The sequence below is a fragment of the Streptomyces sp. AC555_RSS877 genome, from assembly GCF_019049245.1.
In the GTDB taxonomy this organism is placed as follows: Bacteria; Actinomycetota; Actinomycetes; order Streptomycetales; family Streptomycetaceae; genus Streptomyces.
Window position 1 is genome coordinate 73129 of sequence record NZ_JAGMUK010000030.1, and the last position, 22734, is coordinate 95862.

20 protein-coding genes are annotated in these 22734 nt (G+C 71.9%); 6 read left to right on the forward strand and 14 right to left on the reverse strand.

Translation table 11 applies throughout. The annotated features are described in order from the left end of the window. Positions 1–26: 26 nt before the first annotated feature. Positions 27–1211 (reverse strand): MarP family serine protease, encoded by a 1185-nt coding sequence (locus KUM49_RS14040; protein ID WP_217237148.1) that lies wholly within the window; start codon positions 1209–1211, stop codon positions 27–29. Between the two features lie 188 nt (positions 1212–1399). Between KUM49_RS14040 and KUM49_RS14045 the strand changes: the two genes are divergently transcribed. Next, a complete protein-coding gene (locus KUM49_RS14045) occupies positions 1400–2206 on the forward strand; it encodes a peptidoglycan recognition protein (RefSeq protein ID WP_217237149.1) in 807 nt (268 codons plus the stop codon). A gap of 97 nt (positions 2207–2303) precedes the next feature. Beyond that, on the forward strand, positions 2304–2549 hold the full coding sequence (locus tag KUM49_RS14050; RefSeq protein WP_217237150.1) for a hypothetical protein: 246 nt from the start codon (positions 2304–2306) through the stop codon (positions 2547–2549). A 57-nt stretch (positions 2550–2606) separates the two neighbouring features. Here KUM49_RS14050 and KUM49_RS14055 read toward each other — a convergent pair whose 3' ends face one another. From KUM49_RS14055 to KUM49_RS14090, 8 genes are all read right to left on the reverse strand, one after another. After that, positions 2607–3125 (reverse strand): DUF4240 domain-containing protein, encoded by a 519-nt coding sequence (locus KUM49_RS14055; protein ID WP_217237315.1) that lies wholly within the window; start codon positions 3123–3125, stop codon positions 2607–2609. 56 nt (positions 3126–3181) lie between these two features. After that, complete coding sequence (locus KUM49_RS14060; protein ID WP_217237151.1) at positions 3182–4159, reverse strand: YafY family protein; 978 nt, start codon at positions 4157–4159, stop codon at positions 3182–3184. 84 nt (positions 4160–4243) lie between these two features. Next, the gene (gene aceE / locus KUM49_RS14065) at positions 4244–6946 is read right to left on the reverse strand and encodes a pyruvate dehydrogenase (acetyl-transferring), homodimeric type (RefSeq protein ID WP_217237152.1); all 2703 of its coding nucleotides are present in this window, start codon (positions 6944–6946) and stop codon (positions 4244–4246) included. Positions 6947–7255: 309 nt separating this feature from the next. Then, positions 7256–7879: a GntR family transcriptional regulator gene (locus KUM49_RS14070; protein WP_217237153.1), complete on the reverse strand. Its 624-nt coding sequence runs from the start codon at positions 7877–7879 to the stop codon at positions 7256–7258. A gap of 520 nt (positions 7880–8399) precedes the next feature. Then, entirely contained in the window at positions 8400–10214 is a 1815-nt protein-coding gene (gene sucB / locus KUM49_RS14075) for a 2-oxoglutarate dehydrogenase, E2 component, dihydrolipoamide succinyltransferase (protein WP_217237154.1), read from the reverse strand. Between the two features lie 59 nt (positions 10215–10273). Continuing rightward, entirely contained in the window at positions 10274–11662 is a 1389-nt protein-coding gene (gene lpdA / locus KUM49_RS14080; protein WP_217237155.1) for a dihydrolipoyl dehydrogenase, read from the reverse strand. A gap of 286 nt (positions 11663–11948) precedes the next feature. Next, the gene (locus KUM49_RS14085) at positions 11949–13478 is read right to left on the reverse strand and encodes a leucyl aminopeptidase (RefSeq protein WP_217237156.1); all 1530 of its coding nucleotides are present in this window, start codon (positions 13476–13478) and stop codon (positions 11949–11951) included. A 309-nt stretch (positions 13479–13787) separates the two neighbouring features. Continuing rightward, the gene (locus tag KUM49_RS14090; RefSeq protein ID WP_217237157.1) at positions 13788–14585 is read right to left on the reverse strand and encodes an adenosylcobinamide-GDP ribazoletransferase; all 798 of its coding nucleotides are present in this window, start codon (positions 14583–14585) and stop codon (positions 13788–13790) included. A gap of 60 nt (positions 14586–14645) precedes the next feature. On the opposite strand from KUM49_RS14090, the gene KUM49_RS14095 reads away from it, so the two are divergent. Beyond that, positions 14646–15410, forward strand: a complete 765-nt coding sequence (locus tag KUM49_RS14095; RefSeq protein ID WP_217237158.1) for a hypothetical protein — start codon at positions 14646–14648, stop codon at positions 15408–15410. Here KUM49_RS14095 and KUM49_RS14100 read toward each other — a convergent pair. Together KUM49_RS14100 and cobT are read right to left on the reverse strand one after the other, a co-directional pair. Then, entirely contained in the window at positions 15350–16048 is a 699-nt protein-coding gene (locus tag KUM49_RS14100; protein ID WP_217237159.1) for a hypothetical protein, read from the reverse strand. The two genes, KUM49_RS14095 and KUM49_RS14100, sit on opposite strands and share 61 nt — an antisense overlap. Before the next feature lie 378 nt (positions 16049–16426). Beyond that, positions 16427–17734 carry a nicotinate-nucleotide--dimethylbenzimidazole phosphoribosyltransferase gene (gene cobT / locus KUM49_RS14105; protein WP_254401209.1) on the reverse strand — a complete coding sequence of 436 codons (1308 nt, stop codon included), beginning with the start codon at positions 17732–17734 and terminating at the stop codon, positions 16427–16429. A 137-nt stretch (positions 17735–17871) separates the two neighbouring features. Here cobT and KUM49_RS14110 point away from each other — a divergent pair, with 137 nt between their 5' ends. Further along, complete coding sequence (locus tag KUM49_RS14110) at positions 17872–18654, forward strand: class I SAM-dependent methyltransferase (RefSeq protein ID WP_217237160.1); 783 nt, start codon at positions 17872–17874, stop codon at positions 18652–18654. On the opposite strand, the gene KUM49_RS14115 is transcribed toward KUM49_RS14110, so the two are convergent. After that, positions 18578–19780, reverse strand: coding sequence for a bifunctional adenosylcobinamide kinase/adenosylcobinamide-phosphate guanylyltransferase (locus tag KUM49_RS14115; protein WP_217237161.1), 1203 nt, complete (start codon positions 19778–19780; stop codon positions 18578–18580). The two genes, KUM49_RS14110 and KUM49_RS14115, sit on opposite strands and share 77 nt — an antisense overlap. A 212-nt stretch (positions 19781–19992) precedes the next feature. Here KUM49_RS14115 and KUM49_RS14120 point away from each other — a divergent pair, with 212 nt between their 5' ends. Next, positions 19993–20205 carry a hypothetical protein gene (locus KUM49_RS14120; protein WP_217237162.1) on the forward strand — a complete coding sequence of 71 codons (213 nt, stop codon included), beginning with the start codon at positions 19993–19995 and terminating at the stop codon, positions 20203–20205. A gap of 57 nt (positions 20206–20262) precedes the next feature. On the opposite strand, the gene KUM49_RS14125 is transcribed toward KUM49_RS14120, so the two are convergent. After that, positions 20263–20964 carry a methyltransferase domain-containing protein gene (locus tag KUM49_RS14125; RefSeq protein ID WP_217237163.1) on the reverse strand — a complete coding sequence of 234 codons (702 nt, stop codon included), beginning with the start codon at positions 20962–20964 and terminating at the stop codon, positions 20263–20265. 80 nt (positions 20965–21044) lie between these two features. After that, positions 21045–21674: a DUF3043 domain-containing protein gene (locus tag KUM49_RS14130; protein WP_217237164.1), complete on the reverse strand. Its 630-nt coding sequence runs from the start codon at positions 21672–21674 to the stop codon at positions 21045–21047. Between the two features lie 256 nt (positions 21675–21930). Here KUM49_RS14130 and KUM49_RS14135 point away from each other — a divergent pair, with 256 nt between their 5' ends. Then, complete coding sequence (locus KUM49_RS14135) at positions 21931–22725, forward strand: PspA/IM30 family protein (protein WP_217237165.1); 795 nt, start codon at positions 21931–21933, stop codon at positions 22723–22725. Positions 22726–22734: the final 9 nt, after the last annotated feature.

The following is a 22734-nucleotide window of genomic DNA, read 5'->3' on the forward strand; positions in this document are numbered from 1 at the left end:
GGAGCGGGCCTACCCCGTGGGCCCGCTCACGACGTCACCAGCGCGCCCGTGTCCACCGGAGCCGTCGCGTCCGCCGCCCGTTCGGCGTCGGGGGCGACCTCGTCCGCCGTCAGGACGTATCCCGTCTCGGCGTCGGAGGTGGAGCGGGCGAAGACGACGCCGTAGACCTTGCCGTCGGTGGTGAGGAGGGGGCCGCCGGAGTTGCCGGGGCGGACCGTGGAGCGGATCGAGTAGATCTCGCGGGTGACGGTCGCGTCGTTGTAGATGTTCTGCCCGTTCGCGTTCACCCGGTTCGCGACGGTGGCCGCCTGCAGGTTGAGGTCGCCGTCCTGCGGATAGCCCGCGACCACGGCCGAGTCGCCGCGCGCGGCGCTGTCGTCGAAGCGCAGCACGGGGGCGTTCAGATCGGGCACGTACAGCACGGCCACGTCCTTGTCCGGGTCGAAGAGCACCACCCGTGCCTCGTACGACCGCCCGACCCCGCCGATCCGCACGCTCGGCTCGTCGATGCCGGCCACCACGTGGGCGTTGGTCATCACATGCTGCCGCGCGTACACGAACCCGCTGCCCTCGCGGCCCTGGGTGCCCGAGACGCCCTCGATCTTGACCGTGCTGAGTTTGGCGGCGTTGGTGGCGCTGGCGGTGACGCTGTCACCGGTGGGCTTGGCGACCTCGGCCGTCGACTCGTTCTCGAACGGGTTGAAGACCTGCGGGAAGCCCGCCTCGGTGAGCGCGGACGTGGCCCGCGAGAACCAGGCGGGGGTCGCGTCCGGCATGGTGTTCTGCACGGTGCCGAGCAGGGCCGAGTTCCGGATCGCGGTCGTGACCAGAGACGAGGAGGACGCGCCGAGCACGCTCGCGGCCACCCAGGCCACGATCAGCACCGCCACCGAGTTGGCCGCGGCCCCGCCGATCCCGTCGGCCACGCGCAGCGGCCCCTGGTCCAGTTCCCGGCGCAGCCGCAGGGCCAGCCGCCCCGCCAGCTCGTGTCCCACCACCGCCGGGACGAGCACCGTCAGCACCGCGGTCACTGTCGCCGCGGTCGTGCCCGGCGTGGCCAGGTCCATCACCCACGGCAGGATCCACACGCCGACGGCCGCACCGCCCACGAAGCCGGCGAGCGAGACGCACCCGGCGACCAGTCCGCGCCGGTAGCCGGATGCCGCGTAGGCGAGGATCACCAGCAACAACAGGATGTCGAGCAGGTCCACTGAGCCGCCTTTCTCCAGGACCCCTTAGTACGCACGGGATGCGCCCAGTGATCAGCCACGCGCGCGTGGCGTCCGGAACCCGCCACGCGTGCGTGTACCCCGGAAAACGTCGCGGACCAGCACGATGGTTCCACCGGGTGGCACAGCACACATCGCGGGCGGACCGGATCGGCCCGACAGTGGGAAGCATGCGTGTCCGAAGACCGACGGGCTCCCGGAGAACACGCGCGGTGCGGATACCGAAGGCCGCACTCGTGCTGCTGGGCTGTCTGCCCGGCCTCGCCGCCGTCGTCGCACTGGTGCTGTGCGCGCACGGGATCGGAAGCACCGGGTCCGCCGATGGTTCCCGGTCGGTCGGGGGCCGCCCCGCGGCGGCCCACACCGTGACCAGACCGCACATCGTGCCGAGGTCGGTCTGGGCGGCGCGGGACAACGCCCGCACCCGGCCGCCGCCGCGGTACGACGACAAGGTCGTGGCGGTGTTCATCCACCACACCGACTCGCCCAACGCCTACGACTGCGCCGAGGCCCCCCGCATCATCCGCTACCTCGCCCAGGGCATGACCGAAGCCCGCGACTGGGACGACATCGGCTACAACTTCCTCGTCGACCGCTGCGGCACCATCTACGAGGGCCGTGCGGGCGGTACCGACCGCCCCGTCACCGGCGCTCACACGCAGGGCTTCAACCACCGCACCACGGGCATCGCCGCCCTCGGCACGTTCACCGCCGGAGTGCCGGTCCCGAAGGTGATGACCGACGCGATCGCCCACCTCGCCGCCTGGAAGCTGGGCCTCGCCGACATCGACCCGCGCGGGACGGTCCGCCTGGTCTCCAGCAACGGCCGCAGCCGCTACGCCGACGGCACCACCGCCGCCCTGCCGGTCCTGGCCGGCCACAAGGACGGCTACCGGACGAGCTGTCCGGGCGCGGCCCTGAGCGCCCGCCTCCCGGAGATCAGGGACCTGGCGGCCCGCCTGCAGGGCAGGACGTAGCGGTGCGCGGTTCACAGGTTTCTCCCAGCCGGTTCACGAATCCGCCCAAGGCAGCCGCCATACCGTCAGGGACACGCACTGACCGGAGGTGGGGATCATGAACAGCAGTCACATCGACGCCGACACCAGGAACACCACGCGCGACGCGGGCCGTTGGGCCAGGGCCGCCCGCGGCCCCTGGGCGGTGGTCTGCGCGGTCGCGGCCGTCATCCTGGGCCCGGCCGCCGTCACCGCGTCCGCCCTGGAACAGGCCAACGCGGCACCCCTGCACCACGCCGTGCGGGCGGACCAGACGCACGCCTACCTGCCGACGGACACGACCCGCCGCCGCGCCACCGCGTAAGCACCGGCCCCGCAGACAGCGTCAGCGCCGCAGACAGCGTCGCCCTGAACACGCCCTTCAGCCCCGGAACCGCTCCCACAGCTTGGGATACCGCTCGGCCAGCACCGACTCGTCCTCGAAGTCGACCGGCCTGCCCTGTGGCTCCGACGGAGCGGGCGCGATGCCCAGGTCGGGGGCGACGGTCCCGGTGAGCTGCTCGTACGCCTCGTCCGCCGCGTAGCCGAGTTCCTCGCCGTCGCCGTCCATCTCCTCGTCGAAGTCGTCCAGGAGGTCGGCGAGCGAGTCGGGATCGTGCACCGCGCCCTCGTACACCTCGCGGCCCTGGCCGATCAGCCAGCACCGGAAGAAGTCGAACGCGTCGTCGCTCGCGCCGTCCAGCAGGACCCAGGCGGCGCCCCACAGGTCCCAGGTGTAGGCGCGGTTGTAGCGGGCCTCGAAGTGACGGGCGAAGTCGAGGACCATGTCCGGGTCCAGCCGCAGAAGCCGGTCCACGAGCAGGTCGGCCTGCTCCTCGGGGTCGCCCTCGGCGGCCTCGCGGGTGGCGTCCACCAGCTCCCAGAACTCCGTCTCGTCCATCACGGGTCCAGCATCGGCCCTGAAAGGGTGGGGCGCACGTGGAGTGCGGCGGATTGTTATGTCCCGTACAGCTCGGCCAGTCTGGCCGCGTCCTTGACGAAACGCGCCCGCAGACTCTCCGGCGCCAGCACCTCCACCTCCGGCCCGAGCGCCGCGAGCTGCGTGTGCGCGACCTCCTCAGACTCCACCGGCAGGGTCACCGTCACCCGCCCGTCGCCGGCGGCGGCACCGGCCGCGTCCAGCGCCTCCCGGGCCGACACGGGATCGACGGCGTACGGCAGCCTCCGCACCCCGTCCCCGGACAGCCGCACCACCACCTCCGTCCGCAGCAGCGAGCGCGCGAACTGCTCGGCCCGCTCGTCCCAGAAGCCCGGCAGATCGAACCCTTCGTCCCGTGCGAACCGCTCCTCGCCGGCCGTCACCTCGGTGAACCGGTCGATCCGGTACACCCGGTACGACGCGTGGCCGCCCGCCACCCGTGCGCACAGATACCAGACGCCCGCCTTGAGCACGAGCCCGTACGGCTCCAGCTCGCGCTCCACCTCGGCCTCCCGGCTCCGGTAGCGTGCGGTGATCCGCCGGTCGTCCCACACCGCGTCCGCGACGGCGGGCAGCAGTTCGGGGGTCTTCGGCTCCTTGAACCAGCTCGGCGCGTCCAGATGGAACCGCTGGGCAGCGGTGCGGGAGGCGTCGCTCAGGGACGGCAGCAGGGCCGCCGACACCTTCAGCCGGGCCGCCGACGCCGCGTCCTCCAGGCCCATCTCCCGCAGCGCCCCCGGCACCCCCGACAGGAACAGCGCCTCGGCCTCGCCGCGGGCCAGGCCGGTCAGCCGGGTGCGGTAGCCGCCGATCAGCCGGTAGCCGCCGGCCCGCCCCCGGTCCGCGTACACCGGCACCCCGGCCTCCGACAGCGCCTGCGCGTCCCGCGTGACGGTCCGCTCGGACACCTCCAGCTCCCGCGCCAGCTCGGCGGCGGTCATGGACGGCCGGGACTGGAGCAACAGCACCATTTTGATCAGACGGGCAGCACGCATACGGCCATGATGCCGGGCCCCACCGACAACGAAGGGGTACGGCAGCAGCCGTACCCCTTCGTCGATGTCATCGGACCTCAGGTCCTACAGGCCGTACTTCTCCCGCGCTTCCTTCACCGCGGTCGCCTTGACCTCGCCCCGCCTCGCGAGCTGGGCCAGGGCCGCGACGACGATCGACTCGGCGTCGACACCGAAGTGACGGCGGGCCGCCTCACGGGTGTCCGACAGGCCGAAGCCGTCGGCGCCCAGCGAGGAGTAGTCCTGCTCGACCCACTGCGCGATCTGGTCGGGGACCTGGCGCATGTAGTCGGAGACCGCGAGCACCGGCCCCTCGGCGCCGTGCAGCGCCTGACGGACGTACGGCACCCGCTCCTCGCCCTGCAGCAGGGCGGCGTCGGCCTCCAGCGCGTCGCGGCGCAGCTCGGTCCAGGAGGTCGCGGACCACACGTCGGCGGACACGCCCCAGTCCTCGGCGAGCAGTTTCTGCGCCTTGATCGCCCAGTGGATGGCCGTGCCGGAGCCCAGCAGCTGGATGCGCGGGGCGTTGGCGACGGGGGACAGGCCCGCCGACTCCGCCGTGCTGAACCGGTACAGGCCCTTGACGATGCCCTCGTCGATGCCGAGGCCCGACGGCTTCGCGGGCTGCGGCAGCGGCTCGTTGTAGACGGTCAGGTAGTAGAAGACGTTCGGGTCCTCACCCGGGGCCGCCTCGCCGTACATGCGGCGCAGACCGTCCTTGACGATCGCCGCGACCTCGTACGCGAACGCCGGGTCGTACGTCAGAGCCGCGGGGTTGGTCGCCGCGATCACCGGCGAGTGGCCGTCGGCGTGCTGCAGGCCCTCGCCCGTCAGGGTCGTCCGGCCTGCCGTGGCGCCGACGAGGAAGCCGCGGCCGAGCTGGTCGCCGAGCTGCCACATCTGGTCGGCCGTGCGCTGCCAGCCGAACATCGAGTAGAAGATGTAGAACGGGATCATCGCTTCGCCGTGCGTGGAGTACGCGGTGGACGCGGCGATGAAGTCGGCCATCGAACCGGCCTCGGTGATCCCCTCGTTGAGGATCTGGCCGTTCTCGGCCTCCTTGTAGTACATCAGCTGGTCGCGGTCGACCGGCTCGTACGTCTGGCCCTTGGGCGAGTAGATGCCCAGGGAGGGGAACAGGCTCTCCATGCCGAAGGTGCGCGCCTCGTCGGGGACGATCGGCACCCAGCGCTTGCCGGACTCCTTGTCGCGGACCAGGTCCTTGATGAGCCGGACGAAGGCCATCGTGGTGGCCACGTTCTGCGTGCCGGAGCCCTTGTCGAAGGAGGCGAACGCCTTCTCCGCCGGGGCCGGCAGCGGGGCCAGCGGCTGTGTGCGGCGGGCCGGGGCCGGGCCGCCGAGGGCGGCGCGGCGCTCCTGGAGGTAGCGGACCTCGGGGGAGTCGGCGCCGGGGTGGCCGTAGGGCACGACCCCGTCGACGAACTGGCTGTCCGAGATCGGCAGCTCCAGCAGGTCGCGCATCGTCTTGAACTCGTCCACCGAGAGCTTCTTCATCTGGTGGTTGGCGTTCTTCGACGCGAAGCCCTCGCCGAGGGTGTGGCCCTTGACCGTCTGGGCCAGGATGACAGTCGGAGCGCCCTTGAACTCCACGGCCGCCTTGTAGGCCGCGTACACCTTGCGCGCCTCGTGGCCACCGCGGGAGAGGTGGAAACACTCGAGGATCTTGTCGTCGCTCAGCAGCTTCGCCATCTCGGCGAGCGCCGGGTCCTTGCCGAAGAAGTCCTCGCGGATGTAGGCGGCGCCACGGGTCTGGTACGTCTGCACCTGGGCGTCGGGTACCTCGCGCAGGCGGCGTACCAGCGCGCCCGTGGTGTCGAGCTGGAACAGCTCGTCCCAGGCGGTGCCCCACAAAGTCTTGATGACGTTCCAGCCGGCCCCTCTGAACTGGGCCTCCAGCTCCTGCACGATCTTGAAGTTCGCGCGGACCGGGCCGTCGAGGCGCTGCAGGTTGCAGTTGATGACGAAGGTCAGGTTGTCCAGACCCTCGCGGGAGGCCAGCCCGAGGGCGGCCGTCGACTCCGGCTCGTCCATCTCGCCGTCGCCCAGGAAGGCCCAGACGTGGGACGAGGAGACGTCCTTGATGCCGCGGTTGGTCAGATAGCGGTTGAAGCGCGCCTGGTAGATCGCCGACAGCGGGCCGAGACCCATCGACACCGTCGGGAACTCCCACAGCCAGGGCAGACGGCGAGGGTGCGGGTATGACGGGAGGCCGCCGCCGGCGGACTCGCGGCGGAAGTTGTCGAGGTGGTCCTCGCCGATCCGGCCGTCGAGGAAGGCGCGGGCGTAGATGCCGGGGGAGGCGTGGCCCTGGATGTAGAGCTGGTCGCCGGAGCCGTCCGCCTCCTTGCCCTTGAAGAAGTGGTTGAAGCCGGTCTCGTACAGCCAGGCCGCGGAGGCGAAGGTGGCGATGTGGCCGCCGACGCCGTACTTGCTGCCCCGGCTGACCATCGCCGCCGCGTTCCAGCGGTTCCAGGCGGTGATCCGGGCTTCCATCGCCTCGTCACCGGGCGCGGACGGCTCGGCGGCGGTCGGGATGGTGTTGACGTAGTCGGTCTCGAGAAGCTTGGGCAGCGCGATGCCGGTGCCCTCGGCACGCTCCAGCGTGCGACGCATCAGGTACGCCGCGCGGTGCGGCCCGGCCGCCTTGGCGACCGCGTCCAGTGAGGCCTGCCATTCGGCCGTCTCCTCGGGGTCACGGTCCGGGAGCTGGTCGAGCGCGCTCGGCTGGATGGCTTTGGGGTCGGTCATGTCGCCGCCTTCCTCAGTCGAAGGGGGGTTCCCAATGAGGGTGTCAGGGGTGCCCTTGGTCTTTGGCAGGACAGGGCTGGGGCCTCGGTGGAAGCCCGTCGGCGACTCTAACTCCCTGATCGATGATCGATCAAAGGGTTGAGGGGCAAAACCTCTTGATCACGAGAAAATAGGCACGCGGTGCCTCCGGCGGCGGCACAGGGTGTCGTATCCGGCCGCGATTTACGCAGGTCGGGCGGCGTTTGAGCGAGGGTTCGCTCCGGTGTACGGGGTGGCTTCCGAGGGTTTCGCCCAGCGCACCCGCCCCTGTCAGGGTCGCGGCGCGCACCCCAGCACATGGGCCTTCACGATGTCGGCGATGCGCGGGTCGCGGCGGCGGAACGCGGCCACCAGCTCCTCGTGCTCCTCCGCGTACGACTGCTGGACCGTCCCCAGCCAGCGGATGGACAGCGCGGTGAAGACCTCGATGCCCAGGCCCTCCCAGGTGTGCAGCAGCACCGAGTTGCCCGCCGCCCGGACCAGCTCCCGGTGGAAACCCACCGTGTGCCGAACCTGCCCCGTCCCGTCCGACTCGCGGTCGGCCTCGTACAGCGCGGCGACATGCGGCTCCAGGGCCGAGCAGTCCTCCGCCAGCCGCGCCGCCGCCAGCTCCGCCGCGATCGCCTCCAGACCGGCCCGGACCGGGTAGCTCTCCTCCAGATCGGCCGCGGTCAGGTTCCGCACCCGGACGCCCTTGTTCGGCGCCGACTCGATCAGCCGCAGCGACTCCAGCTCCCGCAGCGCCTCCCGCACCGGCGTCTGACTGACCTCCAGCTCGGTCGCGATCCGGCGCTCCACGATCCGCTCGCCCGGCTTCCAGCGCCCGCTGACGATCCCCTCCACGATGTGCTCGCGGATCTGCTCGCGCAGCGAGTGGACGACGGGCGCGGTCATGAGGGCTCCTTAAGGAGGGGCCGCCCATCGGCCCCGGGGGCGTTTGACGTTTAGACAATAAGGCCGCGGGCCCTTCGGGTAGGGGCGCACGGGGGAGCTTTCGCGCAGGTGAGACGAGGCTTACACGCTCGCAGTTCGGCGCCTTCTGTCAAGACACGGAACCCCGCGGGATCGTTCGGTGCCGCGCTCCGAAGGGCGTCCCCGACCGGGGCGCCCACGGCACGGCGGGGGACGGCATGGACACCGGGGGACGGCGGGGACCGCTGTACCGGACGGTCGCGGCAGCCGTGATCGGGCGCGCTGGTGGGCGGGACGGACGGTGGCCAGACACCCACCCGGACGGGGCTTCCTCGTGGGCTTCGGCCCGAGGACCGGGAAGCTCGACCTCCCGGGACGGCCTCGACGCCACGTACGACACGCTGAAGGCCTACGGCCTCCCGAGAGCCGACAAGTCGGTGAGACGCCGGTGCCCCCGTCCGGAAAGGTCCGGACGGGGGCACCGTACAAGCGGGAAACCGGGTTACAGGCCGAGCTCGACCTCGAACTCGCCCGCCTCCAGGATCGCCTTGACCGCGGTCAGGTAACGGGCCGCGTCGGCGCCGTCCACCAGACGGTGGTCGTAGGACAGGGTCAGGTACGTCATGTCGCGGATGCCGATGACCGTGCCCTCCTCCGTCTCGATGACGGCCGGACGCTTGACCGTGGCACCGATACCGAGGATCGCGACCTGGCCCGGCGGCACGATGATCGTGTCGAAGAGCGCGCCGCGCGACCCGGTGTTGCTGATGGTGAAGGTCGCGCCGGACAGCTCGTCCGGGGTGATCTTGTTGGCGCGGACCTTGCCCGCGAGCTCCGCCGTGGCCTTGGCGATACCGGCGAGGTTGAGGTCACCGGCGTGCTTGATGACCGGGGTCATCAGACCCTTCTCGGAGTCCACCGCGATACCGATGCTCTCGGTGTCGAAGTAGGTGATCGTGCCCTCGGCCTCGTTGATCTTGGCGTTGACGGGCGCGTGGGCCTTCAGCGCCTGGGCAGCCGCCTTGACGAAGAACGGCATCGGGGAGAGCTTGACGCCCTCACGGGCCGCGAACGCGTCCTTGGCCCGGGCGCGCAGCTTCATCAGGCGGGTGACGTCGACCTCGACGACCGAGGACAGCTGGGCCTGCTCGTGCAGGGCCTTGACCATGTTGTCGCCGATGACCTTGCGGATGCGCGGCATCTTGACGGTCTGGCCACGCAGCGGGGAGGCCTCCAGGACGGGGGCCTTCTTCGCGGCGGCCGGAGCTGCGGCGGCAGGAGCCGCGGCCGGAGCTGCGGCGGCGGCCTTCGCGGCCTCGGCGGCGGCGGTGACGTCCTGCTTGCGGATACGACCGCCCACGCCGGTGCCCTTGACGGAGGCCAGGTCGACGCCGTTCTCGGCGGCGAGCTTGCGCACCAGCGGGGTCACGTAGGCGCCGTCGTCACCGGAGGTGGCGGCGGGCGCGGCGGCCGGGGTGACCGGAGCCGGGGCGGGCGCCGGAGCGGCCGGGGCCGGCTCGGGAGCCGGGGTGGTCTGCTGCTGCGGGGCCGGAGCCGTGGGCGCCTGCGGAGCCGGAGCCGGAGCCGGAGCCGGAGCGGCCGGAGCCGCGGGGGCGGGCGCCGGAGCAGGAGCCGGGGCCTCGGCGGCCGGGGCCGGGGCGGCGGGGGCCGGAGCAGCGGCCGGAGCCGCGCCCGGGGCGCCGATGACGGCCAGCTTGGCGCCGACCTCGGCGGTCTCGTCCTCGCCGACCGTGATCTCGAGCAGCACACCGGAGGTGGGCGCCGGGATCTCGGTGTCGACCTTGTCCGTGGAGACCTCGAGCAGCGGCTCGTCGGCCTCGACGGAGTCGCCGACCGACTTCAGCCAGCGGGTGACGGTGCCCTCGGTGACGGACTCGCCGAGCGCGGGCAGGACGACGTCCGTGCCCTCGGCGCTGCCGCCGCCGGAGGCGGCCTCGGCGGTCGGAGCAGGGGCCGGGGCGGCCTGCTCGGTGGACGGGGTGGCCTGCGGGGCCGGTTCGGGAGCGGGCTCGGGAGCCGGCTCCGCGGCCGGGGCCGGGGCGGCAGCGGGCGCGCCCGTGCCGTCGTCGATGACGGCCAGCTCGGCGCCGACCTCAACGGTCTCGTCCTCGGCGACCTTGATGGACGCCAGGACACCGGCTGCGGGCGAGGGGATCTCGGTGTCGACCTTGTCGGTCGACACCTCGAGCAGCGGCTCGTCGGCCTCGACGCGCTCTCCCTCGGCCTTCAGCCAGCGAGTGACAGTGCCCTCGGTGACGCTCTCGCCGAGCGCCGGAAGGGTTACGGAAACCGCCATGGTTTCGGTTGCTCCTTACAAGTGCGGAAGTCTGTGTCGTCGCGTTCGTCGACCGAGGGTCAGTCGTGCGAGTGGAGGGGCTTGCCGGCCAGGGCCAGGTGGGCCTCGCCGAGCGCTTCGCTCTGCGTCGGGTGGGCGTGGATGAGCTGCGCGACCTCGGCGGGCAGCGCCTCCCAGTTGTAGATCAGCTGGGCTTCGCCGACCTGCTCGCCCATGCGGTCGCCGACCATGTGGACGCCGACCACGGCACCGTCCTTGACCTGGACGAGCTTGATCTCGCCCGCGGTGTTCAGGATCTTGCTCTTGCCGTTGCCGGCGAGGTTGTACTTCAGGGCGACGACCTTGTCCGCACCGTAGATCTCCTTGGCCTTGGCCTCGGTGATGCCCACGGAGGCGACCTCGGGGTGGCAGTACGTCACCCGGGGGACACCGTCGTAGTCGATCGGAACGGTCTTCAGACCGGCCAGACGCTCCGCCACCAGGATGCCTTCGGCGAAGCCGACGTGCGCGAGCTGGAGCGTCGGGACCAGGTCACCGACGGCGGAGATGGTCGGGACGTTGGTGCGCATGTACTCGTCGACCAGGACGTAGCCGCGGTCCATGGCGACGCCCTGCTCCTCGTAGCCGAGGCCGGCGGAGACGGGCCCGCGGCCCACCGCGACCAGCAGCAGCTCGGCCTCGAACTCCTTGCCGTCGGCGAGGGTGACCTTGACACCGTCGGCCGTGTACTCGGCCTTGGAGAAGAAGGTGCCCAGGTTGAACTTGATGCCGCGCTTGCGGAACGCGCGCTCAAGAAGCTTGGAGGAGTTCTCGTCCTCGAGGGGCGCCAGGTGCTTGAGGCCCTCGATGATCGTGATGTCCGTACCGAAGGACTTCCACGCCGAGGCGAACTCGACGCCGATGACGCCGCCGCCCAGGACGATCGCCGACTTCGGCACGCGGTCCAGGACCAGGGCGTGGTCGGAGGAGATGATGCGGTTGCCGTCGATCTCCAGGCCCGGCAGCGACTTGGGCACGGAGCCGGTCGCGAGGAGCACGTGGCGGCCCTGGATGCGCTGGCCGTTCACGTCGACGGAGGTGGGGGAGGAAAGGCGGCCCTCGCCCTCGATGTACGTCACCTTCCGGGAGGCGACAAGTCCCTGCAGGCCCTTGTACAGACCGGCGATGACGCCGTCCTTGTACTTGTGGACCCCGGCGATGTCGATGCCCTCGAAGGTGGTCTTCACACCGAACTGCTCGCTCTCGCGAGCCTGGTCGGCGATCTCGCCCGCGTGCAGCAGGGCCTTGGTGGGGATGCACCCCCGGTGCAGGCAGGTACCGCCGACCTTGTCCTTCTCGATCAGGGCGACGTCCAGGCCCAGCTGAGCCCCGCGCAGGGCCGCGGCGTAACCACCGCTACCACCGCCGAGGATCACTAGGTCGAAAACGGTGCTGGCGTCGTTCGCCACGTCACGTCCTCCATGCATGTGCGCCACGCCGGTCTGCGGTGACCGGTCGGCGGCTGGTGTCCGGCCGCTCGTTCTTCGGCCCTTCGGTGGGGCCCTGTCCTGCCGAGCCCCATCTTCGCACTTGTCGTGGCAGGAAGAGACGCCGGGCCGGTGTGTGAGACGTCGCACTCATACGAGCAGCGACGAGTCGACCGCCCCGGGGGCGCGGGGAACTGCGCGAGCAGCCCCCACGCCCCCGCGGCCGCCGGACAACCGAGGGGACCGTGCTCCTAGGCGGACACGGACGTCATCCCAGATCACCCGCGGCGGTCAGCTCCGCCAGCCGCACCAGCGTCCGCACGGCCGTCCCCGTGCCGCCCTTGGGTGTGTACCCGAAGGGCCCGCCCTCGTTGAAGGCCGGTCCGGCGATGTCCAGGTGCGCCCAGGTGATCCCCTCGCCCACGAACTCGCGCAGGAAGAGCCCGGCGACCAGGCCGCCGCCCATCCGCTCGCCCATGTTCGCGATGTCGGCCGTGGAGGAGTCCATGCCCTTGCGCAGGTGCTCCGGCAGCGGCATCGGCCATGCCGGCTCACCGACCTCCTCGGCGGCCTCGTGCAGCGCGGAGCGGAACGCGTCGTCGTTCGCCATGATCCCGAACGTCCGGTTGCCGAGCGCCAGCATCATCGCGCCGGTCAGCGTCGCCACGTCCACGATCGCGTCCGGCTTCTCCTCGGAGGCCGCCCACAGCGCGTCGGCGAGGACCAGCCGGCCCTCGGCGTCGGTGTTGAGCACCTCCACGGTCTTGCCGCTGTACATGCGCAGCACGTCACCGGGCCGGGTCGCGGAACCCGACGGCATGTTCTCGGCCAGCGCCAGCCAGCCGGTGACGTTGACCTCGAGCCCCAGACGCGCGGCGGCGACCACGGCGGCGAAGACCGCCGCCGCACCGCTCATGTCGCACTTCATCGTCTCGTTGTGGCCGGCCGGCTTGAGCGAGATGCCGCCCGAGTCGTAGGTGATGCCCTTGCCGACGAAGGCGAGGTGCTTGTCGGCCTTCGAGGAGGTGTACGACAGCTTCACCAGCCGCGGGCCCGCCGCCGACCCGGCGCCGACGCCGAGGATGCCGCCGTAGCCGCCCTTGACGAGGGCCTTCTCGTCCAGCACCTGCACCTTGATGCCGTGCTCCTTCGCCGCGGTCTGCGCGACGGCGGCGAACGCCTCGGGGTCGAGGTCGTTCGGCGGCATGTTGATCAGGTCGCGGGCACGGTTGAGCTCCTCGGCCACAGCGGTGGCACGCTCGATCGCCGCCTTGTACACGCGGTCGCGGGGCTTGCCGCCGAGCAGCGCGGCCTCGGCGAGCGGCGCCTTGCCGTTCTTGGCCTTGGGATTGCTCCGGCCGTTCTCCTTGTACGTGTCGAAGGAGTACGCCCCGAGCAGTACGCCCTCGGCGACCACGCCCGCGTCCGCGGCGTCCGCGAGCGGCAGCGCGAACGCGGCCTTCTTGGAGCCGGAGAGGGTGCGGGCGGCCACGCCGGCGGCCCGGCGCAGCGCCTCGGGGTCGAAGCCGGAGTCCTTCTCGGGCTCGGCGCCCAGGCCCACCGCCACCACGAGCGGCGCCTTGAAGCCGGCCGGTGCGGGCAGCTTCGTCACCTCGCCCTCGGCACCGGAGGCACCGAGGGTTTCCAGGACGCCGGCGAGCTTGCCGTCGTACGCCTTGTCCACGGCCTCGGCGCCCGGTGCGACGACCGGGCCCTCAGCGCCCTTGGCAACACCGATCACGATCGCGTCGACCCGCAGGCCGGGCGCCGCGGCGGTGCTGAGAGTGAGAGCAGTCACGGTGGTGAAATCTCGCTTCCATTGAAGTCTGGTGTGGCCGAACAGGGGTGGGTCGGCCGAGCCCGAAAACGACCCTAGAACCCTCGTGCGGTCTGGTCTCTACCAGGGCAGGTAAACACCCGACATGAGCCTACGCTCGGGCTCGGTGTCGATCATTCCTCCGCGCATTCACCTGTCGGTGACGTCCTGGCCACTTCTCGGTTCTCAACTCCGGTGAGCTGAGTCACACTTGCCTGGTTCCGGCGAGCGTACGCCTCGCGTGCCCCGCGTCCCGCACGCAGATACTCCTACGGCCGCGGTCCCCACCGGCTAACGCCCCAGGCTCAGCACCACGAGCGCCGCCGTGGCCGCCGTCTCCGCGAGCCCGCCGAACACGTCACCGGTCACCCCGCCGAACCGCCGGACGCAGTGCCGCAGGAGGAGTTCGGCGACGGCGAGGGCGGCGAGGACCGCGAGGGCCGTGCGGGCGGCGTCGTACGGCTCGGACATCCACCCGGCGGCAGCCGACGCCAGCGTGACCGCGACGACGGTTATCAATGCACCCCGCACCGGCACCACCCCCGCCACCGCGGCCCCCAGCCCCTCCGGCCGGGCGGCCGGCACCCCGGTGCGGGCGGCCAGGGTGAGGGCCAGGCGGGCGGCGGTCGCCGAGACGACGGCGGCGAGGGCACCCCGGGCCCACGAGTCGGCGTAGAGCTGCGCCAGCGCGGCCACCTGGGCGAACAGGACGAAGACGAGGGTGATGACGCCGAAGGGCCCGATGTCCGACTGCTTCATGATCCGCAGGGCGTCCTCGGCGGGCTTGCCGCTGCCCAGCCCGTCCGCGGTGTCCGCGAGCCCGTCCAGGTGGAGTCCGCGGGTGAGCACGGCGGGTACGGCGGCGGAGGCGACGGCGGCGAGCAGCGGACCCGCGCCCAGGACCAGCAGGAACAGGCCGAGCGCGGCCGCGCAGACGCCGACCGCCAGCCCGGCCGCGGGGGCGCACAGCATGCCGCCGCGGGCGGCCTCCCGGTCCCAGCGGGTCACCTTGACCGGGAGCACGGTGAGGGTGCCGAAGGCGAAGCGGACGCCGTCCGGCCAGGAGGGGGACGAGGAGGTCGTGGACACCGGCGCAGGTTACCCGGCGGTCGCGAGAGCACCCGGGGCACCCGTGGATAAAGTGCCCATATGGGACATTGGCTTGAGCGGAACATCATCGAACCGGGCAAGCTGCCGCTGCTCTGCGCCCTCACCGCGTTCGTGCTGACGTTCCTGATCACCCGCGTCGTCACCCGCATGATCCGGGCCGGCAAGGGGCCCTTCGGCAACGTCAGCGCCGGGGGAGTGCACGTCCACCACGTGGTCCCCGGCATCGTCCTCACCGTCCTCGGCGGCTTCGGCGCGGTCGCCAGCACCCGGCACGGCTTCGGCGCGGCCGCGTTCGCGGTCGTCTTCGGCATCGGCGCGGGCCTGGTCCTGGACGAGTTCGCGCTGATCCTGCACCTCGACGACGTCTACTGGACCGAGGCGGGACGCAAGAGCGTCGAGGTCGTGGTGCTCACGGCGGCCCTGGTCGGCCTGGTCCTGTGCGGATTCGTGCCCTTCGGGGTCAACGACCTGGACGAGGACGAACTCCAGAGCCGCGGCTCCGTCATCGTGAGCGTGACCGTGAACTTCCTCTTCTCCCTCCTCGCCCTGGCCAAGGGCAAGGCCCGCACCGCGATCTTCGGCGTGATCGTCCCCCTCATCGCCCTCGTCGGAACCATCCGGCTGGCCCGCCCCGGCTCCCCCTGGGCCAAGCGCTTCTACCGCCGGCGCCCGCGTGCCCGCGCCCGGTCCAGCCTGCGCGCCTACCGCCACGACCGCCGCTGGGCGGGCCCCCGGCGCAGGATTCAGGACCTGATCGGCGGCAAGCCCGACCCGGAGCCGGCCCGCGCCCTCGAACGCCGGTGACGCAGCGCCGACACCCCGCACAGCACCAGCACCGCCGCGATCGCCGCCAGGTGCTCCTTGCCGGCCAGGTTCTCCTTCAGCACCACCTCGACCACCATCGCCGCGATCACCGCACCCGCGGTGACGTACGCGCCGTAGCGCCATCCGACGAACACGGCGAGACCCACCACGGCCGCCGACGGCCCGGTGTCCACGACGTGCGCGTCCGAGCCGGGCAGGCCCAGCGGGCTGTCGGGGCCCAGCCAGATGCCCACGCGCGCATACAGCGTGCCGGCGAGTGTGGCCGTGTACGCGAGGGCGAGCGTCCGCCACCGGCCCAGGCAGATCTCGGCGATCCCGAACACCAGCAGGATCTGCACCAGGGCACCCCAGACGGGCAGATCCAGGGCCGGCACGAACAGGGACAGGGGGGTGCGCAGGAGGGCCGGCCAGAGCGGGTCCTGGGCGCGCACGCCCCCGACGTCCTGCACGAACCGATAGCCCCACGTCTGGCTGTGCACGAAGTGCAGGGCCGCCGTCAGGCAGACCGCCCCGAGCGCCATGGGAACCGCCCGCCACCCGCGCCGGAGCAGCGGCTCGCGCACGGAGTCGTACAGCGGCCCCCATTCGGCGCGGGCCCGGCGGGCGAGCGTGTGCATCGGGCGGTCCTCATCCCCGTGGGCTTCGGCGGCGCAGGCGCCTTGCGAGCACCACGGCCTCGGCACCGGCCCGGCGCCGAGGCGTGCACCACATCCAAAGACCGACCGGAACAGGGCGAAGTTGAGAGAGAACTGAGTGATCCCGGTCTCGCACCCCCGGCGCAGCAGGTCGACGACCATGAACAGCGCGCTTGCTTGCGCCGCCGCACGTCCTGCCCCGGGGAAACCCGCACCAGGACGCTCGCGAACGCGACGGCCGGCCGCACCTGGGCAGACGACAAACCCGGCGGCCCGTCCAGAGGCGGCGGTCGACCGTGGGACCGCCGCGAGGTGCGGGCGCTCAGCTCGCGTCGCAGTCCGGCCGCGCCGCGCCGACGCCTACACCTTCTCGGGCCCCTCGGAACCTGCCGGTCCTTCGGAACCTGCCGGTCCTTCGGAACCTGCCGGTCCTTCGGAACCTGCCGGTCCTTCGGAACCTGCCGGTCCTTCGGGGCTTGCCGGTCCTTCGGGGCTTGCCGGCCCCTCGGAGTCCGCCGACTTCTCAGAAACCAGCGGGTCCTCGGAAGCCGCCAGCTTCTCGGAAACCGCCGGTTCCTCGTGGTCCGCCGGCTTCTCAGAAAGCAGCGGTTCCTCGGAAACCGCCGGCTTCTCGGGCAGCTCGGCTGCCAGCGCCGCCGCGGCCTGCACCAGCGGCAGTGCCAGCAACGCCCCCGCCCCTTCCCCGACCGTCACTCCATGGTCGAGCAGCGGCTCCAGCGCCATCCGGTCCAGTGCCTTCGCCTGTCCCGGCTCCCCGCTGTTCTGTCCGGCGAGCCACCAGTCCGGTGCGCGGAACGCGATCCGCTGCCCCACCAGGGCACACGCGGCCACCACGACCCCGTCCAGAATCACCGGCATCTTCCGCACCGCGCTCTGCAACAGGAAGCCGGTGAGCGCGGCGAGGTCGGCCCCGCCCACCGTCGCCAGCAGCATCAACTGGTCGCCGAGCACCGGCCGGGCCCGCCTGAGCGCGTCCCGGATCGCCGCGCACTTGCGCATCCACGCGAGGTCGTCGATCGCCTGCCCGCCCCGACCGGTCACGACGGACGCGTCGGTACCGCACAGCGCGGCGATCAGCGCACCCGCCGCCGTGGTCCCGCCCACGCTCACATCGCCGAGCACGACCAGATCCGTACCGGAGTCGGCCTCCTCGTCGGCGACGGCGACCCCGGCCCGGAAGGCGGCCTCCGCCTCCTCCAGAGTCAGCGCGTCCTCGATGTCGATCCGCCCGCTGCCGCGCCGCACCCGGTGCCCTGTGACACCCGCGGGCAGCGTCTGCGGATCGCAGTCCAGCGCCATGTCGACCACCCGCACCGGCACGCCGAGCCGCCGGGCGAGCACGGACGCGGGCCGGCCGCCCTCCATGACCTCGCGCACCAAGTCGGCCGCACCGCCCGCGGGCCGTCCCGAGACGCCCAGTTCCGCGATGCCGTGGTCACCGGCGAACAGAACGACCCGCGGCCGTTCGATCGGCCGCACCGGCACGGCCGACTGTGCCGCGGCCAGCCACTCACCCAGTTCGTCCAGCCGTCCCAGCGCTCCGGGCGGCACGATCTGACGCTCCCGGCGCGCCTCGGCGTCGCGGCGCACCCCGCCGTCGGGGCGCTCGATCAGATCGGTGAAGTCGTCGAGATTAAGCGAGCTCATTCGCCGAACAGTACCGGCCCTGATCGAACACGGCGGCGCCACATCGCCACGACGACCGCGCGACGTCGTTGCACTCAAGATCGGCATCCCATACGTTCCGTTTTGCAGAGGAATGTCGTACGTCACCGGGAGCCGCCATGTCAGCATCCCCCGCGCCCTCCGTACGGCGCCTTCGCTCCACCGCCCGGGCCATGCTGCGGTTCCCCGAACCGGAGAGCTGGCTGGACGTGGGCACGGGCGAGGCCCTCTTCCCCGAGACGGCCAGGAACGTCTTCCCCTACACGTCCTTCGACGGTCTGGACGCCACGTCCCGAGTCGAGTGGGCGCGCTGGGCGGAACGCGTCGAGGAGGCCCACGTGGGCCAGTTGACGGACCCTCGGATCACCGCCCGCCTCCGCGCCCGCTACGACGTGGTCAGCCTGCTCCACCACCTGCCGCACACCCCCGACCCGCGCGCGGAACTCCGCGCCGCCCTCACCGTGCTCCGCCCCGGCGGTCACCTGCTCCTCGAACTGCCCGACCCGCACTGCGCGTTCGCGAGACTTCTGGGCAGGCGGTGGCACGCCCATCCCCGGCCAGGGGCCCCTCCCTTGACGGCCCTGGACGACCTCTGCGCACAACTGGAGGCCCATGGCTGCACGATCGTCACGACGGACCGCCGCGCCGCGCACGTCCCTCACGACCTGTCGTCCGCCCTGTCCCAGGTCCTGCCCAGGTCCCTGCCCCCGTGGGTGACCACGTCCCTGCTGGCCGCGGCCAGGGCGACGGACCACGCCCTGGCCCCCCTCCTCAGCCGCACCCGCTTCTCGAACACCTACCGCGTGATCGCCCGCAGCAACGAGCTCAGCCCCGTAGTACCAGCGCCTGTCCCGCCACCACCAGCAGAACCTGCTCGCACTCGGCCGCGAACGCCGCGTTGAGGCGTCCGAGCTCGTCCCGGTAGCGCCGTCCGGAGGCGGTGGCCGGGACGATGCCCGAGCCGACCTCGTTCGACACGGCGACGACGGTCCGGCGCGTGGTCCGCACAGCCTCCGTCACCTCCACCACGCGCGCCCGCAGCGCCCGCTCCCCGCCGTCGGCCCACTCCGCGTCGTCCCACGCCCCGACGGCATCCATGGCGTCCGTCAGCCACAGGGACAGGCAGTCGATGAGCAGCGGCGGCCCGTCGTCCTTCAGCAGGGGCACCAGGTCGCACGTCTCGGCCGTACGCCAAGAGACAGGACGCCGCTCCCGGTGCGTGGTGACCCGCGCGGCCCACTCGCCGTCCCCGTTGCGGGTCCCGCCGGTCGCGACGTACAGCACATCCGGAAAGGCCTCCAGGCGCCGTTCGGCCTCCACCGACTTCCCGGACCGCGCACCGCCCAGCACCAGCGTCCGCCGCGGCACATCCGGTACGTCCTCGTAGGCACCGACCGCCAGCGTGGTCCCGTCCGGCACCGCCCGCGCCCCGGCCGCGCCGAGCCGCCGCCCCAACTCGGCACCCGGCGGCACGTCGTGGTCGAGATGGACGGCGACGACGTCCGTCGTCGGCCCGAGCGCCCCCACGGCCCGCAGCCTGGCGAGCGCGTCCGGCCGCCCCCCGACGTCGGCGAGCACCATGTCGTACGCCTCGGCGGACCCGTTCTCCAGCCCGGCCGGCGCACCTGCGGGCGGCAGATACAGCAGCCGCTGCCCGTCAGGGCCGGTCACGGCGTATCCGGTCCCGGGCGCGTCCATCGCCACCGCCCGCACCCGATGCCCCGTCAGCAGGGTCAACTCCCGTCCGTCCGGCACTCGTGCGGGTTGCGGCAGCCCGGCCGGCACCTCGACCGCCGGCCCGTCGTGCGGATGCGACAGCAGCACCTGCCGTACGCCGCCCAGCGAATGCCCCGCCCGCGCCGCCGCGAACGCCGCCCCCGGGGTCAGGTCGAGCAGCAGCGTCCCGTCCACGAGCAGCGAGGTCGCCGCCCGCGCGTCCGCGCCGAGCGCGGTCGCGCAGGCAGCACAGGGACAGTCCGGGCGAGGGAGCCCCGCGGGGCCGCCGGTGCCGAGCAAAGTAACGTCCACAGCCCGATTCTCGCCGGTCACCGCTGGACCTGCGCGACCGGGACGTCCCTCAGGGGCGCGGGGCAGCGCGTGACCGGCCACAAAGTACGCGCACCGCGACCACGACCCGCACTCTGACAACAGCTCACCCAGCGGAGCGAATAGGCTGCGGGCAGGAGCCGGACCAAGATCCGGTTCCCGCTGTGCAATGTGCTCACATCAGGGAGGCGTACATGGCGGCATGGACGTGGCGGTTCGAGAAGTCCGACGGCAGCGAGGTACAGCCCGCGGTGGTGCCGGAGGAGTTCACCACACAGGGGGACGCCGAGTCCTGGATCGGGGAGTTCTGGAAGGAACTCCTCGAAGGCGGCGCGGACCAGGTGCACCTGTTCGAGGACGGTACGAAGATCTACGGTCCGATGAGCCTGCACGCCCAGGAGGCGTAGCCGGAAGGGGCGGCCGGATCCCGGCCGCCCCTTCTCGTCATCCGTCCGATGTGCGGGTCAGCCCCGTACCCCGCACAGGTGCAGCAGCGCCGCGACCCCCCGGTACGGGTCCGTCCGCCCGGCCCGCTCCTCGACCGTCAGCAGCGTCTCCACGTCGCCCGGCATCTCCGCCCCGTCCGCCGCGGTGTCGGTGAAGACCCGGACGCCGTACCAGGCATGCAGGGGTGCCCCGATGCCCGCGAGGGTCGCGGTCAGGGTCGCCAGGCGGTCGGCGCGTACGTCGAGGCCGAGACGGTTCGTGTACGCGGTGGTGTCGAAGGCGGCCAGCGCCCCCGCCCAGTCGCCCGCCAGCCCCGGCCGCATGGCCAGCGCGTCCGCGTTGCGCACGAGCAGCGAGAGCAACCCACCCTGGGCGAGCATCCGGGCCAGCCCCGCCAGCAGCGGATCCGGCTCCTCGACGTACATCAGGACGCCGTGACACAGCACGACGTCGAAGCTGCCCGGCAGGAAGTGCACCCCGGTGTCCCGGCCGTCGCTCTGGACGAGCCGCACCCGCTCCCTGATCCCCTCCGGCTCGGCGGCCAGCGCCTCCCGGGCGGCGGAGATCATGGTGCTGTCCTGCTCGACGCCGGTGACCTGATGCCCGGCCCGGGCCAGCCGCAGGGCCTGCGTGCCCTGGCCCATCCCCACGTCGAGCACCCGCAGGCGCTGCCCCACCGGGAACCGCCCGACTATCTGCTCGTCGAGCTGCCGGGCCACCAGCTCCTGTCGTACGACGTCCCGCAGTCCGCCCAGCTTGTCCAGCCAGGCTCCCGCGCCCCCGGTGAACGGCGTAGTGCTCAGGGCCGCTCTCCGCGCTTGACCTGCGGCTTCGGCAGCCGGAGCCGGCGCATCTGGAGGGAGCGCATCAGCGCGTAGGCGACGGCACCGCGCTTGTTGGCGTCCGGGAAGCGCTCGGCCAGCCGCTTCTTCAGGCGGACGCCGCTGAGGACCGAGTCGAGCACGATCAGCACGATCACGACCAGCCACAGCAGCAGCGCGATGCTCTGCAGCGCGCCCACCCGCACCATGCTCAGCACGAGGATGACCACGGCCATCGGCAGGAAGAACTCGGCGATGTTGAACCGCGAGTCGATGAAGTCGCGCGCGAACTTGCGCACCGGGCCCTTGTCACGCGCGGGGAGGTACCGCTCGTCACCGCCGGCGAGCGCCTGGCGCTGCTTCTCCATCTGCGCACGTCGCTCGTCGCGCTGACGCTTGGAGGCCTCCTTGCGCGACGTCGGCGTGGTGGCCACGCTGCGGCGCTGGGTCTGGGCCTCACTCCGCTTGGGAGTGGGGCGACCCTTCTTGGCCTGCGGGTCACGGGTCTGCTTGGAGTCGGTCAGCGGCGCCTTGTCGGCGGCCGGTGCCTTCTCATCCTTGGCGCGGCTACGGAACACAAAACCCAAGGGTACGGGGTGCGGGGGCATGGACCCCAGTCCGGTGGGGAACGATCCGGCAACACCGGTCGTCTCTAGGGGGACAGAAGGGGACGCGGACGCCGGGTGAACCTCTGCTCACCCTGAAGGTCACCTACTCCTTACGCCGGAGCAGCGCCTTGGTCAGTCGTCCTTGGGGATGAGCGCATCAGTCCCCGAACAGTGCGGTAATGGATGCAGGGCCCGTACTGTGGGTTCTGTCGCAGAGCTGGAGCTGGAAGTCGTCAGAAGGGGGCGCGCGAAGCCCATGAGCGGTGTCATGAAGCGTATGGGGATGATCTTCCGCGCGAAGGCGAACAAGGCCCTGGACAGGGCCGAGGACCCGCGCGAAACCCTCGATTACTCGTACCAGAAGCAGCTGGAGCTGCTGCAGAAGGTGCGCCGCGGTGTCGCCGACGTGGCGACCTCGCGCAAGCGCCTCGAACTCCAGCTGAACCAGCTGCAGTCGCAGTCCTCCAAGCTGGAGGACCAGGGCCGCAAGGCGCTCGCGCTGGGTCGTGAGGACCTCGCCCGCGAGGCGCTGTCCCGTCGCGCCGCCCTCCAGCAGCAGGTGACGGATCTGGAGACCCAGCACTCCACGCTCCAGGGCGAGGAGGAGAAACTCACCCTGGCGGCCCAGCGGCTCCAGGCCAAGGTCGACGCCTTCCGCACCAAGAAGGAGACGATCAAGGCCACGTACACCGCGGCGCAGGCCCAGACCCGCATCGGCGAGGCGTTCTCCGGCATCTCCGAGGAGATGGGCGACGTCGGACTGGCGATACAGCGTGCCGAGGACAAGACGGCCCAGCTCCAGGCGCGGGCCGGAGCCATCGACGAACTGCTCGCCTCCGGCGCTCTGGACGACCAGTCCGGCATGCACAAGGACGACATCCAGGCCGAGCTTGACCGGCTCTCCGGTGGTACGGATGTAGAGCTGGAACTGCAGCGCATGAAGGCGGAGCTGGCCGGCGGCACCTCGTCCCAGCAGGCCATCGAAGGTGGCACGAGCCAGCAGCAGTCCCAGCAGCAGCCGCAGGACACCCCGCGCTTCGACAAGCAGTAGACCCGGCCG